Annotated in this window: 9 protein-coding genes; 2 read left to right on the top strand and 7 right to left on the bottom strand. The window is 42.7% G+C overall.

What is annotated here, in order from left to right:
* The first annotated feature begins 45 nt into the window (after positions 1 to 45).
* Complete coding sequence (locus BN4609_RS09960; protein WP_068856553.1) at positions 46 to 2,085, top strand: M13 family metallopeptidase; 2,040 nt, start codon at positions 46 to 48, stop codon at positions 2,083 to 2,085.
* Between the two features lie 1,148 nt (positions 2,086 to 3,233).
* Here BN4609_RS09960 and BN4609_RS09955 read toward each other — a convergent pair.
* From BN4609_RS09955 to serC, 4 genes are all read right to left on the bottom strand, one after another.
* Complete coding sequence (locus BN4609_RS09955; protein WP_068856552.1) at positions 3,234 to 3,854, bottom strand: IMPACT family protein; 621 nt, start codon at positions 3,852 to 3,854, stop codon at positions 3,234 to 3,236.
* 85 nt (positions 3,855 to 3,939) lie between these two features.
* Positions 3,940 to 5,187 (bottom strand): DUF1015 domain-containing protein, encoded by a 1,248-nt coding sequence (locus tag BN4609_RS09950; protein ID WP_068856551.1) that lies wholly within the window; start codon positions 5,185 to 5,187, stop codon positions 3,940 to 3,942.
* On the bottom strand, positions 5,187 to 6,104 hold the full coding sequence (locus tag BN4609_RS09945; RefSeq protein WP_068856550.1) for an NAD(P)-dependent oxidoreductase: 918 nt from the start codon (positions 6,102 to 6,104) through the stop codon (positions 5,187 to 5,189). The genes BN4609_RS09950 and BN4609_RS09945 overlap by 1 nt, the downstream gene beginning before the upstream one ends.
* 83 nt (positions 6,105 to 6,187) lie before the next feature.
* On the bottom strand, positions 6,188 to 7,255 hold the full coding sequence (gene serC, locus BN4609_RS09940; RefSeq protein ID WP_068856549.1) for a 3-phosphoserine/phosphohydroxythreonine transaminase: 1,068 nt from the start codon (positions 7,253 to 7,255) through the stop codon (positions 6,188 to 6,190).
* 202 nt (positions 7,256 to 7,457) lie between these two features.
* Between serC and BN4609_RS09935 the strand changes: the two genes are divergently transcribed.
* Positions 7,458 to 7,739, top strand: coding sequence for an acetylxylan esterase (locus BN4609_RS09935; RefSeq protein WP_068856548.1), 282 nt, complete (start codon positions 7,458 to 7,460; stop codon positions 7,737 to 7,739).
* Between the two features lie 268 nt (positions 7,740 to 8,007).
* Here BN4609_RS09935 and carB read toward each other — a convergent pair whose 3' ends face one another.
* From carB to BN4609_RS09920, 3 genes are read right to left on the bottom strand one after another with little or no spacing between them, the layout of a single operon-like run.
* The gene (gene carB / locus BN4609_RS09930) at positions 8,008 to 11,238 is read right to left on the bottom strand and encodes a carbamoyl-phosphate synthase (glutamine-hydrolyzing) large subunit (RefSeq protein WP_068856547.1); all 3,231 of its coding nucleotides are present in this window, start codon (positions 11,236 to 11,238) and stop codon (positions 8,008 to 8,010) included.
* A 12-nt stretch (positions 11,239 to 11,250) separates the two neighbouring features.
* On the bottom strand, positions 11,251 to 12,327 hold the full coding sequence (gene carA / locus BN4609_RS09925) for a glutamine-hydrolyzing carbamoyl-phosphate synthase small subunit (RefSeq protein WP_068856546.1): 1,077 nt from the start codon (positions 12,325 to 12,327) through the stop codon (positions 11,251 to 11,253).
* A gap of 9 nt (positions 12,328 to 12,336) precedes the next feature.
* The gene (locus BN4609_RS09920) at positions 12,337 to 14,232 is read right to left on the bottom strand and encodes an amidophosphoribosyltransferase (protein WP_068856545.1); all 1,896 of its coding nucleotides are present in this window, start codon (positions 14,230 to 14,232) and stop codon (positions 12,337 to 12,339) included.
* Positions 14,233 to 14,234: the final 2 nt, after the last annotated feature.

Raw genomic sequence — 14,234 nt, 5'->3', positions numbered from 1 at the left:
TTAATCATTTCGTATAAATATCATAAACATAATATATAAATTAAAATGAAAATCAAAAAAATCATTCCGATTATGGTAATAGCAAGTGCTCCGTTACTCGGATTTGCTCAAGAACAGCTTAAATCGGGTATTAGTTTGGAGAATCTCGACAGAACAGCCAATCCCGGTGAGAGCTTTTATCAGTTTGCCTGTGGTGGATGGATGAAGAACAATCCATTACCGGCTGCATATTCCAGATATGGAAGCTTCGACCAACTGGCACAAGCCAACAACAAGCGTATAAACACTATTCTTGCAGAACTGGCGTCAAAGACATTCACACCGGGCAGTACAGAACAGAAATTGAGCGATTTCTATAAACAGGCGATGGATTCTGTACGTCGCAATAAAGATGGCGTAAAACCGGTAATGCCGCTGATTAACGAGATTGAGAAAGCCTCTAATACGTCAGCATTACGTGATATACAATTTAAATACGCTACATTCGGATACGGCATTCCTCTTGGAATCGGATTTGGAGCGGACGAGAAAAACTCAAGGATGAATATTCTTAACATATACCAGGGCGGATTGTTTCTTGGACAAAAAGAGTATTATCTGGACAATGACTCTGCGACAGCCGGCATACGTGATGCGTACAAAAAACACATCATACGCATGTTCCAGTTCTTCGGCTTTGACAAAAAATCAGCCACAAAGAAAATGGAGAACATCATGAAAATAGAGACAGCACTTGCCAAAGTGTCAAAGTCACGTGCTGAGTTGAGGGATGTCGCAGCCAATTATAACAAAATGACAATTGAAGACTTTGAAAGCAATTATCCTGCCATAAAGCTGTCTGCCTATATGAGCAAGCTGGATGTGGACAATTCATGCTTCAAGGAACTTGTCGTAGGTCAGCCGGATTTTGTCAGCGGAGCCAATAAAATAGTAGAGTCGATGACAGCGGATGAGCTCAAGGCATATATGGAATGGGATGTCATCCTTTCTGCCGTGGACTATCTAAGTGATGATGTCATTGCCGCCAATTTCGATTTCTTCGGTAAAACAATGTCTGGACGCAAGGAAAACTATCCGCGTTGGAAACGTGCCACAAGTCAGGTTGAAAGTCAGATGGGTGAGGCTCTCGGCAAAATGTATGTGGAACGTTATTTCCCGGCAGCAGCCAAAGCAAGAATGGAAAAACTTGTTGAAAATCTACAGATTTCTCTGGCACAACGTATAAGAGAACAGGACTGGATGAGCGAGGACACCAAAAAGGCGGCACTTGACAAGCTCAATTCTTTCTATGTCAAGATTGGATACCCTGACAAGTGGAAAGACATGTCCGGTCTTTCCATAGATCCGAATCTGTCATATTATGAGAATGTACAGAACTGCAAGATTTTCTGGAGAAAGTGGGACATCAACTATCGTGCGGGCAAACCTGTAGACAAAGATGAATGGTTCATGACACCGCAGACAGTGAATGCATACTACAACCCGACAACAAACGAAATATGTTTCCCGGCAGGAATACTTCAGGTTCCGTTCTTCGATATGAATGCCGATGATGCGTTCAACTACGGAGCTATTGGAGTTGTCATTGGTCACGAGATGACACATGGTTTTGATGATCAGGGACGTAACTATGATAAAAACGGCAATATGACAGACTGGTGGACAGCAGAAGATGCCGAGAAGTTCAATAAGCGTGCAGAACTGTGTGATAAATTTTTCTCTTCGATAAAAGTACTTCCTGATCTTAACGCGAACGGAAAACTGACATTGGGCGAGAATCTCGCCGATCACGGTGGACTGATGGTTTCATTCAATGCGTTCAAGAATGCCACAAAGAACGAGAAACTACCGACAATTGACGGTTTTACTCCAGAACAGCGTTTCTTCCTTGCATATGCAGGTGTCTGGGCTGCAAATATAACTACGGAGGAAATCAGAAACCGTACCAAGAGTGACCCGCATTCTCTTGGATGTTGGCGCGTAGACGGTGCTCTGCCACATATTGACGCGTGGTACGATGCGTTTAACATCAAATCCACTGATAAGATGTTTATTCCAAAAGAGAACCGTTTGAATCTTTGGTAAGATACATAACATAATATACAAACAAATGTACGACGGTCTGCAGATGTGATTACAAAACGTCTGCAGACTGTTTGTTTTATAAAACTTAGTATTGATAAGTCTGTATAAAACATTTATAATTGTGAACAGCGGATATGCGTGATGGATATATAATAAATCAAAGGAAACAGAACATATTTCTATTATGATTAACCGGAACCTGTCATCAGACTTCATCCGTATTACGTGTTGTCTTCAGACAGATTTGTTCCTGGTTTTGTCTAAGATGTAGCGGGCTACATCGGAAAGAGGCGGCAAGCAAAATGGGAGTCAGCTGTGCGGAATACGGATGAACTGCATATAAATTAAGTGAGAACAAGACTATGGCGGTCTGATGGCAGATTCGTGGTTAAGAGTCAGGAAGCATTATAAAGTTCAATACAGCCATATATGTAATCTAAATATAACTCAATAGAATGAATATTTATACAGAACAGACAGTAAAAAATCTTTACATATAATTTTTACAAAATAGAAAGGGCTTTACATTCCGGATACGTTTCTACAACAGTATTATTTTAGTCTGTGTCCTATCCTACCCCACATCTTATACAGCTATATCCGTCTTAATAATATTATTTTGCTATATCATGATAAATTTTTATCATTCCAACCCTCTTACAACATCGCTCTCCTACTACAAAAGAGACTGTATCATACTCCCAAACGTTCTCTTTCGCACGTCCATACAGGCTTTCTCGCATACCGGAAAAGGCTTTGTCGTATGTTGAAAAAACATATCGGAAGTGTCACGTCAGCCAAAATACTGATATTCAATACGTTATATTGACATGCTGAAAACAGTGTATATGACGATCGATGTTTTATTGTTTGTTTTTATTCGATTCTCAGCGATTTTACATTATATAAATATTCAAATAGCCTGCTCCACTTGCATAAATATACATCTTATGTCTTATCAGAACCGACCGTCACTTTTATCAAATTTCATACTTATTTTTGAATGAAAGCTTTCTGTTTATATAGAAGATTAGTTGGATTGAATATGGGAAAAGCGGAAGGCGGTATTACAGCAACACTAAATACAGATGAAGTCTGTTGGAACGTGGTTTATGTATTGCGAACAGACATTTTATATATAGATAATTTTAGCGGACATCAAGATTACGAAGTAATGTCAAATGTTTGAATTTGCTTCTCAAAATCTCAGCCTGAGATTTCCTTACTGATAAAGTCATGTCACACATATTATCATTGTTATATTCATTTGATAAGATACGTGCGGATAATTCCTTCACGATCTTCATAACGCTGTTGGTCAACTCATAAGGGAATTTAAGTTTAACAGTCTCTTCAACTTGTTTGGATACAATCTTTGCCGACGAAATGGCATCTGCTGCGGCAGTACGGTATGCTACTATAAGTCCGCTTGTACCAAGATTAACACCTCCGTAATAGCGAATGACAACAACAAGAATGTCCGTCAGGTCATTTTTTATTATCTGTCCAAGTATAGGCTTCCCTGCTGTACTACTGGGCTCCCCGTCATCATTTGCTCTGAAATGAGCTTTATCCGGACCTAATACATATGCATAACATATATGACGCGCATCATAGTGTGACTTATGATAAGCGGAGATTATGTTTTTTATATCACTTTCTGACGTCACATGATGGACAAAAGCAAAAAACTTGCTACGCTTTTCACTATAAAACCCTTCAGCTACCTCGGATGTGACAGTTTTATACTCGTCTGAAATATTACTCATCTTATGATATTGTAGAGGGGCGAATTGCGGTTCGCCCCTCCATTATTAATGAGACATAAATCTCGTAAATTTGTGTTCTGTTACATTAAGACAACTTGTGTATGACAAGCCCAGAACGCAGTTTAGGCTCAAACCATGTCGCCTTTGGAGGCATTATGGCACCACTGTCTGCAATTTCCATAATCTGTTTCATTGATACCGGATACAATGCGAGAGCGGCTTTCATTTCTCCACTATCCACTCTCTTCTTCAGTTCTTCCAGACCACGCAGACCTCCAACAAAATCTATACGCTTGTCCGATCTCAAATCCTGAATATTAAGAATCTCATTCAAAATAAGACGTGTGGAAATATCCACGTCAAGAACGCCAATGGGATCGGAGTCATTATACGTACCTTCTTTAGCTGTGAGAGAATACCAACATCCGTCAAGATAAAGTGAGAAGTTATGTATACACAATGGTTTGTATGTTTCCGAACCTTTCTTTTCAATGATGAAATTCTTTGACAGGGCATTGATGAATTGTTCTGGCGTAAGACCATTAAGATCCTTCACAACTCTGTTATAGTCCAATATGGTGAGCTGAGAAGCCTGAAAACATACAGCCATGAAATAATTATATTCCTCATTTCCTGTATGATTTTCGTCTTTTCTTGCCAATTCCGCTCCTACCAATGCCGCAGCGGCACTACGATGATGACCGTCTGCTATATACAGAGCCGGTATTTTTGCAAACTCTTCAGTTATAGCTCTAATGTCATCTTCATTGCTGATAATCCAGAACTGATGCCTGAATCCGTCAATTGGTGCTATGAAATCATATTCAGGCTCGTTCTGTGCGATACGCTTTATTATCTCATCAAGCCTTGCATTATCAGGATAAGCGAAGAACACCGGTTCCATATTGGCATTGCACACTCGCACGTGCTTCATACGGTCTTCTTCCTTGTCGCATCTTGTAAGCTCGTGTTTCTTTATCAGTCCTGACATATAATCAGCGACAGCAGCTCCTACTACAAGTCCGTACTGTGTCTTACCGTTCATGGTCTGGGCATATAGATAATAGTTTTCTTTGTCATCCTGAACCAGCCATCCCTTGTCCATAAACTTCTTGAAGTTATCTGCCGCTTTCTGATATACTCTCGGATCATATTCGTCAATATCTTCCTCGAAATCTATTTCAGGTTTGATTATATGATACAGACTCATTTCATTATCGCCTGCCTCTTCACGCGCCTCTTTACTGCTCAACACGTCGTATGGACGAGACTCGATACTTTCCACCAGTTCTTTTGGAGGACGTATCCCTTTGAATGGTTTTATTGTTGCCATTATTTATTTACTTGGAATTTGGTACATCCGTCTTTGAAATACGCATTTATCTGTACAGCCGCTGCAATACCGGCATTTATGTTTGCTTCCGCAGTCTGTGCGCCCATCTTTTTCGGTGTACTGAAGTAACGTCCTTCAAAAGTCTGGAATTCAGCGTCAGCATCTGGCTTTATATCTGTTATGTACTTCAAGTCAGTACGCACCTTCATTATTTCCAACAGACCGGCTTCGTCTATCACTTCTTTTCTCGCAGTATTTATTATGATGGCATTCTTTTTCATCTTGCCTACCAGTTCCTTGTTTATTGATTTCACTGTCTGAGGTGTTGCCGGAATATGTAAAGAAACAATGTCACAATCGGTAAACAGCTTATCCTGAGAGTCTACCGCAACAACTCCGTCTTTCTCAATGGATTCTTTAGGACAGAAAGCGTCATATGCATATATTTCCATACCAAAGCCCTTGGCTATCCGTGCGACATTACGTCCTACATTACCATATGCGAGTATTCCTATCTTTTTCCCTTTCAGCTCATTTCCTGTTTTGCCGCTATAGAAGCTTCTGCAAGCAAATACCAACAAGCCGAAAACAAGTTCGGCTACGGCATTGGAGTTCTGTCCGGGAGTATTCTCCACAACAACATTCTTCTTTTTAGCATACTCTATGTCAATATTGTCATATCCGGCTCCGGCACGTACTACGATACGCAAGTTTTCCGCCGCATCCAACACAGCGGCATTAACCTTATCAGAACGTACAATAAGTGCATCAGCATCTTTTACAGCATCCAATAATTCCTGAACATCCGTATATTTCTCAAGTAGCACCAGCTCATTGCCAGCTCCTTCTATTTCTTTCTTTATACCATCTACAGCAGCTGCGGCAAATGGTTTTTCTGTTGCAACTAAAACTTTCATAACGATTAAATTTATGGGTTATTATAAATTTATAAGAGCGGATAGTGACATATCCGCCCTTTTTATTTGTTTTATAAAAGGATTCAGTGTTGTGCCTCAAAATCCTGCATGCACTTCACAAGAGCCTCAACACCTTCTATGGTCTGGGCATTATAGCAACTTGCTCTGAAACCTCCGACAGAACGATGACCTTTCACTCCGACCATACCGCAAGAAAGAGCGTAATCGAGGAATGGCTTTTCCAGTTCTTTATATTCATCGTTCATAACAAAGCATATATTCATCAGCGAGCGGTCTTCTTCTTTTGCCGTTCCACGGAAAAGCTTGTTTCTGTCAATCTCTGCATATAGCATTTCTGCTCGCTCGTGCGCTAACTTATCCATCATCTTCAAACCTCCCTGTGCCTTTATCCATCTCAGAGTCTCCAAGGCTGAATATATCGGAACCACAGGCGGTGTGTTGAACATTGAACCCTTTTCCACATGAGTTCTGTAGTCAAGCATTGTCGGTATGCTGCGGTCAACCTTACCTAAAGCGTCATCCTTCACAATAACAAGAGTAACACCTGCCATTGCAAGATTCTTCTGTGCTCCGGCATAAATACAATCATACTTTGATACATCAACGGGACGGCTGAATATGTCTGACGACATGTCTGCAATCATCCTTACAGGAACCTGAAGCTCATGTCTTATTTCTGTACCGTAAATAGTGTTGTTTGTCGTAATGTGAAGATAGTCTGCGTCTGCAGGACATTCCCAGTCTTTCGGTATGTAAGTATAGTTTGCTTCTGCAGAGGAAGCCACTTCCACAACTTCACCGAACAACTTCGCCTCTTTCATGGCTTTCTTTGCCCATACACCAGTATTGAGATATGCCGCCTTTTTCTTCAGGAAATTATATGGAACCATACAGAATTCAAGAGAGGCGCCTCCACCTAAGAAAAGAACCGAATATCCCTCAGGAATCTCTAACAACTCCTTTATTAAAGCAACAGCTTCGTCAACGACCGGTTGGAAATCTTTGGCTCTGTGACTTATTTCTGCCAGAGAAAGGCCTGAACCATTGAAGTCTAAAATCTGTTTTGCCGTATTCTCAATAACTTCTCTTGGAAGCATTGACGGTCCGGCATTAAAATTGTACTTCTTCATCTGTATGCGTATTTTAGTTAGTAAATTTAATAGCCCAAAATAAACTTTGGTTTGCGAATATACATTAATATTTCGATATAAACAAATAAATTGAAATAATTTTGCCTTATCTGTATTTTATAAAACTAAAATATCTCACATTATTTTTTTATCATATTACGACTTCAAAGTTGGCTCTTGGCCAGCCTCAACGGCACGTGCTATGCAGGAAAAGCTTGACCTGGACAACGCTACGATGTACAAGTTTCTCTCTTACTTCGACACGAAGAACCTCGCCACACTCGTAACATGCCCTGTAATATCGGCAATAGGACTACAAGACCCGGTATGTCCGCCGCACACAAACTTCGCACCTTACAACAACTTCAAGTCTGAGGAGAAGCATTACGTAGTAAATCCAGAGTGCAAACACGAGACACCTGCCGATTGGTATAACACTTATATGGACTTCTTCAAGCAGCATTTGAAGACTGTTGAACACTAAAATTTCAGCGAGTCTGAACCGGTCACTATAGTGCAAAAACAGCTTTTTTCCCTTATGGAATGTTCTTCTTCCCTACTCCGCACCGCTGTCTTCATTCTGCCATCCGCTTCCTACAAGTGTTTCCTGCAACATTTTCCACAAAATCTGGAAACGGCAAGTTATGGTGAAGCACAAGATACGGATGGCATATCATGACCCGTTCGGAATAAAAAAAGTGTGGTCAGGATGCATTGAAACATCCCGACCACACACTTTATCCTTTATGTTTTTATTTGTATTCCGCCCAACTCTTGATGTCAATATCGCTGAGTTTCAGCGTGCAGAATGCATTGATAAATGCGCTTGCCAGCCTGCTGTTGGTTACCAGCGGCACATTGAGATCGATGGATGCACGGCGGATCTTATAGCCGTCAGTGAGCTCACGCGGTGTGAGGTCTTTGGGAATATTTACAACCATGTCTATCTTCTTCTCATGGAGCAGTGTAAGTGCCTGCGGCTCTTTGCCCTCTTCCGAAGGCCAATAGACACGGACATTACGCACACCGTTATCGTCCAGATATTTTGAAGTGCCTCCTGTGGCATACAGTTCGTATCCATTCTCCACCAGCTTCTTCGCAGCGTCGAGCATCTCCGCCTTTTGCTTTGCACCTCCTGTGGACAACAGTATTGTTTTCTTTGGTATACCCTGTCCCACTGCAAGCATGCTCTTGAGCAACGCGTCATTTGTATCATCGCCAAGACATCCGACCTCTCCGGTAGAAGACATGTCGACACCCAGAACAGGGTCTGCCTTCTGCAATCTGTTGAACGAGAACTGTGACGCCTTGATTCCGACATAGTCGAGATCGAACAGATTCTTGTTGGGCTTCTCTACCGGCTTACCAAGCATGACCTTTGTTGCCAGATCTATGAGATTAAGCTTAAGAACCTTGCTGACAAACGGGAATGAACGTGAGGCTCTGAGGTTACACTCGATAACAAGTATGTCATTATCGCGTGCCATGAACTGTATGTTGAACGGACCCGATATGTGCAGTTCTTTTGCTATCTGGCGGCTTACGCGTTTTATTCTACGTACGGTCTCCACATATAGTTTCTGCGGAGGGAACTGTATTGTGGCGTCACCGGAATGTACTCCGGCAAACTCAATGTGCTCTGAGATGGCATAAGCTATAATCTCTCCCTTATTGGCGACAGCATCCATCTCTATTTCCTTGGCATGCTCAATGAAACGGCTGACAACCACAGGATGGTCTTCCGAGACATTAGCGGCAAGTTTCAGAAAACGTTCCAGCTCGTCACGGTTTGAGCAGACATTCATCGCGGCACCTGACAACACATATGACGGTCTTACGAGTACGGGGAAACCTACTTTGTCTATGAACTTGTTTATGTCATCCATTGATGTAAGCGCACTCCACTCCGGCTGACTGATGTTGTTGCGTGTCAGCATCGAGGAGAACTTGGCACGGTCTTCCGCATTGTCAATGTCCTTCGCCGATGTTCCCAGAATAGGAACGTTCTGTGCATCAAGTCTCATCGCAAGATTATTAGGAATCTGACCTCCGGTTGAGACTATGACTCCGTACGGACTTTCAAACTCGATGATATCCATCACACGTTCGAATGTGAGTTCATCGAAATAAAGACGATCGCACATGTCATAGTCTGTCGACACAGTTTCAGGATTGTAGTTGATCATCACCGAACGGAATCCCTCTCGGCGTATTGTATTCAACGCCTGCACACCACACCAGTCAAACTCTACGGAGCTGCCAATCCTGTAAGCTCCTGAACCAAGTACAATGATGGAGCGATTGTCACGGTCGAACGAAATGTCGCTTGCCACACCAGAATAAGTTACATACAGATAGTTGGTATGTGCCGGATATTCCGCCGCCAGAGTGTCTATCTGCTTGACAACCGGAAGTATGCCATAGTTCTTACGCAACTGGCGTATAGTGAGCATTGCCTTGTGCATATTTCCCACTTCCTCCTCAAGACCGACGGCACGTGCTATCTGGAAGTCTGTGAAGCCATATATTTTTGCTGTTCTCAACAACTCCTTGTCGAGATTGTTCACATTCTTAAGAGCCTTCATCCGCTCGTCTATGTCAATGATGTGCTTGAGCTTCTCAAGGAACCATTTGTCAATCTTTGTGAGTTCGTGTATCTGGTCGATGGTGTATCCCTTATGCATTGCCTTCGAGATTATGAAGACACGCTTGTCGGTGGGTTCGCGCAGGGCGACATCGATATCATCAATCTCCAGCTCCTTGTTCTCCACAAAACCGTGCATGCTTTGTCCTATCATGCGCAAGCCTTTCTGAATAGCTTCCTCAAAAGTGCGTCCTATCGCCATAACCTCACCGACAGACTTCATTGAGGAACCAAGTTCCTTGTCAACTCCGCGGAATTTGCTCAAATCCCAACGCGGAATCTTACAAACAACATAATCAAGCGCAGGCTCGAAGAAAACACTTGTGGTTTTGGTTATTGAGTTTTTCAGTTCGAAAAGTCCGTATCCCATACCGAGTTTTGCAGCCACAAACGCAAGAGGATATCCGGTTGCCTTTGATGCAAGAGCCGAAGAACGACTAAGACGTGCATTAACTTCTATAACACGGTAATCCTCACTGTTCGGATCAAGAGCATACTGCACATTGCATTCTCCTACAATACCTATATGACGGATAATCTTTATTGCCAGTGAGCGTAGTTTCTGGCTTTCGCGGTCTGTCAGCGTCTGAGTAGGAGCGACAACTATGCTTTCTCCGGTATGTATTCCCAGAGGGTCGAAATTCTCCATATTACATACAGTGATACAGTTGTCATAACGGTCTCTTACAACCTCATACTCTATTTCCTTCCATCCCTTCAGGCTTTTCTCAACAAGAACCTGGGGAGAGAACGAGAACGCTTTCTCTGCAAGACGATTCAACTCATCCTCATTGTCACAGAAGCCACTGCCCAAACCACCTAATGCATAAGCAGCACGAAGTATGACAGGATAGCCAAGTTCAGCGGCAGCCTTGCGTGCAGCCTCAATTGACTCGCATGCCTCGCTCTTTATAGTCTTGACGCCTATCTCGTTAAGTTTCTCAACAAAAAGCTCACGGTCCTCCGTGTCCATTATTGCCTGAACAGATGTTCCAAGCACCTGAACTCCATACTTGTCAAGAATACCCTCGCGGTATAATGCCACGCCACAGTTTAATGCAGTCTGCCCGCCAAATGCGAGCAATATGCCGTCCGGTCTCTCTTTCTCGATGACTCTTTCTACAAAATAAGGCTGCACTGGAAGGAAATATATCTGATCGGCAACGCCTTCCGATGTCTGGACTGTCGCAATGTTCGGATTTATAAGGACAGTCTCCACGCCTTCTTCACGCAATGCCTTAAGTGCCTGCGAACCGGAATAGTCGAATTCACCTGCCTCACCTATCTTGAGCGCACCGGAACCCAATAGCAAAACTTTCTTTATATTGTCGTACTTCATACCGTTTATTTTTTACTTTAGTGTGTCTACAAATCTATCAAACAGGAACTCTGTATCCAATGAGCCGGAACGGGCTTCCGGATGGAACTGACTCGAAAACCAAGGGTTGCTCTTGTGCCTGATGCCTTCGTTGGAACCATCATTCATGTTAATAAAAAGTTCTTCCCAATCAGCCCCTATTGTACTGCCGTCAACCGCGTATCCATGGTTTTGTGTCGTGATGTAGCAGTTATCAGTACCGACCATGCGTACAGGCTGGTTGTGGGACCGATGTCCATATTTCAATTTGTAAGTCTTTGCTCCGCCTGCTTTTGCCAGAAGCTGGTTACCCATACATATTCCGCATATAGGCTTGCGTGACATCTGCATATATTTCCGCAATACCGCCACAGCATCCTCACACATCTCCGGGTCTCCAGGACCATTAGCAAGGAACAATCCGTCAAAATCCATATCGGTATAATCATAATTCCAGGGTACACGGATAACCTCAACACCTCTGTTTATAAGACATCTTATGATATTTGCCTTGACACCGCAATCCACAAGAACAACTTTCTTGCCGGCTCCTTCATTATAACGTATAATATCGCGGCAACTCACCTTATCAACAAAATTCACTCCTTCATAAGTAGCCGTCGGAATATTATCCGGTTCATCATCAAAAAGTATTTTACCCATCATAACCCCATGCTCGCGAAGAACCTTTGTAAGTTCTCTTGTATCTATCCCTGTGATTCCGGGAATATGCTCACGCTTCAGCCATTCCGCAAGACTCTCTTTCGCGTTCCAGTGTGAGTAGCTCTCACTGTAGTCTGTCACAATGATTGCCGATGCATAAATTCTGTCGCTCTCCATAAACAACGGCAGTTTATTGTCATCATATGCAAATGACGGCACCCCATAATTACCTATAAGCGGATAAGTAAGTACTATCATCTGTCCGGCATATGAAGGATCGGTCAATGACTCCGGATATCCTACCATAGCTGTGTTAAAAACAACCTCACCGGCCATGGGTGCTTCATAGCCAAATGATTTTCCATGGAACTTAATTCCGTTCTCCAAAGCTAAAGTTACGTTTCTCATCTTATGATTTTAGAATTTCTTTTCATTCTGATAAACATTCTCTATGTAATTCACAAAGGCGCGATTACATAATTTGGTACCGCCCGGTGTAGGATATTTTCCGGTGAAATACCAATCACCTTTATGGTTGGGTATTGCCTTATGTAATCCGTCAATAGACTGGAATACCAATTCTATCGGTGTCGTCACCTCTGCGGGGCGTAATATCTCAACGATCTTTTTATTTATCTCATCAACCGTAAACGGCTCATAAATATCGCGCACGCAGTTACGCATCTCGTCCGGGCACTTGCATAATTCTGTCTTGCATGCGTTGTATGTATCCATTATCAGACTGTACATGCCTCTTTCCTTAAGCAGTTCTATTGTTGCCCTGAACGCGCAGAATTCCTCAAGACGCGCCATGTCAATTCCATAATAATCAGGATAACGTATTTGAGGAGCACTGCTTACTATGATGATTTTCTTGGGATGCAACCTGTCAAGAATTCTCAAAATGCTTTCCTTAAGAGTTGTTCCGCGCACGATACTGTCATCAATGACAACAAGGTTGTCGACATGCGGCTCAATGCTCTCGTATGTTATATCGTACACATGTGAGGCAAGGTCATTTCTCGAGTTTCCCTCTGTGATAAAGGTTCTGAGTTTTATATCCTTCCATGCCACTTTCTCCGAACGTACGTAATCGCCAAGTATTTCCCTTAATTCCTCTTCTGATGGGATATGACCAAGTTCCTGTATCCTACGCACCTTGCTCTCATTCACATATCTCTTGAAGCCTGTAAGCAATCCATAGTATGCGACCTCCGCCGTATTGGGAATGAAAGAGAAAACCGTATGTTTCACATCATAGCCGATGGCTTTCAAAACGGGCTCATGCAGACTTTCCCCCAACAGTTTGCGTTCTTTGTATATGTCTCTGTCACTGCCACGGCTGAAATAAATACGCTCGAAAGAACAGGCGTTGTTTCCTTTTGCCGGAATTATCTCTTCTATTGAGAAATCACCGTTACGCTTTACCAGCAATGCGGTTCCGGGCATCAGCTCACAGACGTCCTCACATTCGAGATCGAATGTTGTCTGCAACACAGGACGCTCGCTTGCAACTGCAATAAATTCGTCGTTTTTATAATAAAACGCTGGTCTTATGCCCCATGGATCGCGCATGGAAAACATTTCCCCACTGCCGGTTATTCCGCAGACGACATATCCACCGTCAAAATCTGTCATTGTGCTTTTCAGCACATTCTTCATTTCGACATGGTCGTTTATGTATTCAGTTATCTCCTTATTATTCAAGTCGAACTCTTTAGCTTTAGCAAAATTGCGTTCCACCTCGCGGTCTAACCGATGCCCCATAAATTCCAGCATGATATAAGCATCGCTATATATACGGGGATATTGCCCCTGCATGGTAAGCTTGTCGAAAATTTCATCAACATTTGTCATATTGAAATTTCCGCACAGGCACAGGTTCTTTGCCTGCCAGTTATTACGGCGCAAGAAAGGATGGACATACGACAGTCCGCTTTTACCTGTAGTGGAATATCTTAAATGCCCCATGTACAGTTCGCCAGCAAATGGCAGGCAGTCTTTCGCAAATGCGACATCTGACAACTTTTCCTGACTTAGATTTTTAAGATCACGATGAGCCTGACCGAAAATCTCGGTTATCGCATCCTTACCTTCTGCTCTCTCACGGAACATATATTCCCGACCCGGAGCACTGTCAAGTTTAACACATGCCATACCGGCACCTTCCTGTCCGCGATTGTGCTGTTTCTCCATCATAAGATAAAGTTTGTTCAATCCGAACATCCAGGTGCCGTACTTTTCCTGATAATACGTCAACGGTTTGAGCAATCTTATCATTGCAATCCCGCATTCATGCTTTAATGGTTCCACGC

The sequence above is a fragment of the Leyella lascolaii genome (genome assembly GCF_900079775.1).
Taxonomy (GTDB): Bacteria; Bacteroidota; Bacteroidia; order Bacteroidales; family Bacteroidaceae; genus Prevotella; species Prevotella lascolaii.
Note: the sequence above shows the minus strand (reverse complement) of the source record. Positions and strands in the feature narration are given on the sequence as shown.

Coding starts and splice junctions, on each gene's coding strand:
- serC (WP_068856549.1), bottom strand. CDS start 7,255: ATGAAGAAGTACAATTTTAATGCCGGACCGTCAATGCTTCCAAGAGAA.
- BN4609_RS09960 (WP_068856553.1), top strand. CDS start 46: ATGAAAATCAAAAAAATCATTCCGATTATGGTAATAGCAAGTGCTCCG.
- BN4609_RS09950 (WP_068856551.1), bottom strand. CDS start 5,187: ATGGCAACAATAAAACCATTCAAAGGGATACGTCCTCCAAAAGAACTG.
- BN4609_RS09935 (WP_068856548.1), top strand. CDS start 7,458: ATGCAGGAAAAGCTTGACCTGGACAACGCTACGATGTACAAGTTTCTC.
- BN4609_RS09955 (WP_068856552.1), bottom strand. CDS start 3,854: ATGAGTAATATTTCAGACGAGTATAAAACTGTCACATCCGAGGTAGCT.
- BN4609_RS09945 (WP_068856550.1), bottom strand. CDS start 6,104: ATGAAAGTTTTAGTTGCAACAGAAAAACCATTTGCCGCAGCTGCTGTA.
- carB (WP_068856547.1), bottom strand. CDS start 11,238: ATGAAGTACGACAATATAAAGAAAGTTTTGCTATTGGGTTCCGGTGCG.
- carA (WP_068856546.1), bottom strand. CDS start 12,327: ATGAGAAACGTAACTTTAGCTTTGGAGAACGGAATTAAGTTCCATGGA.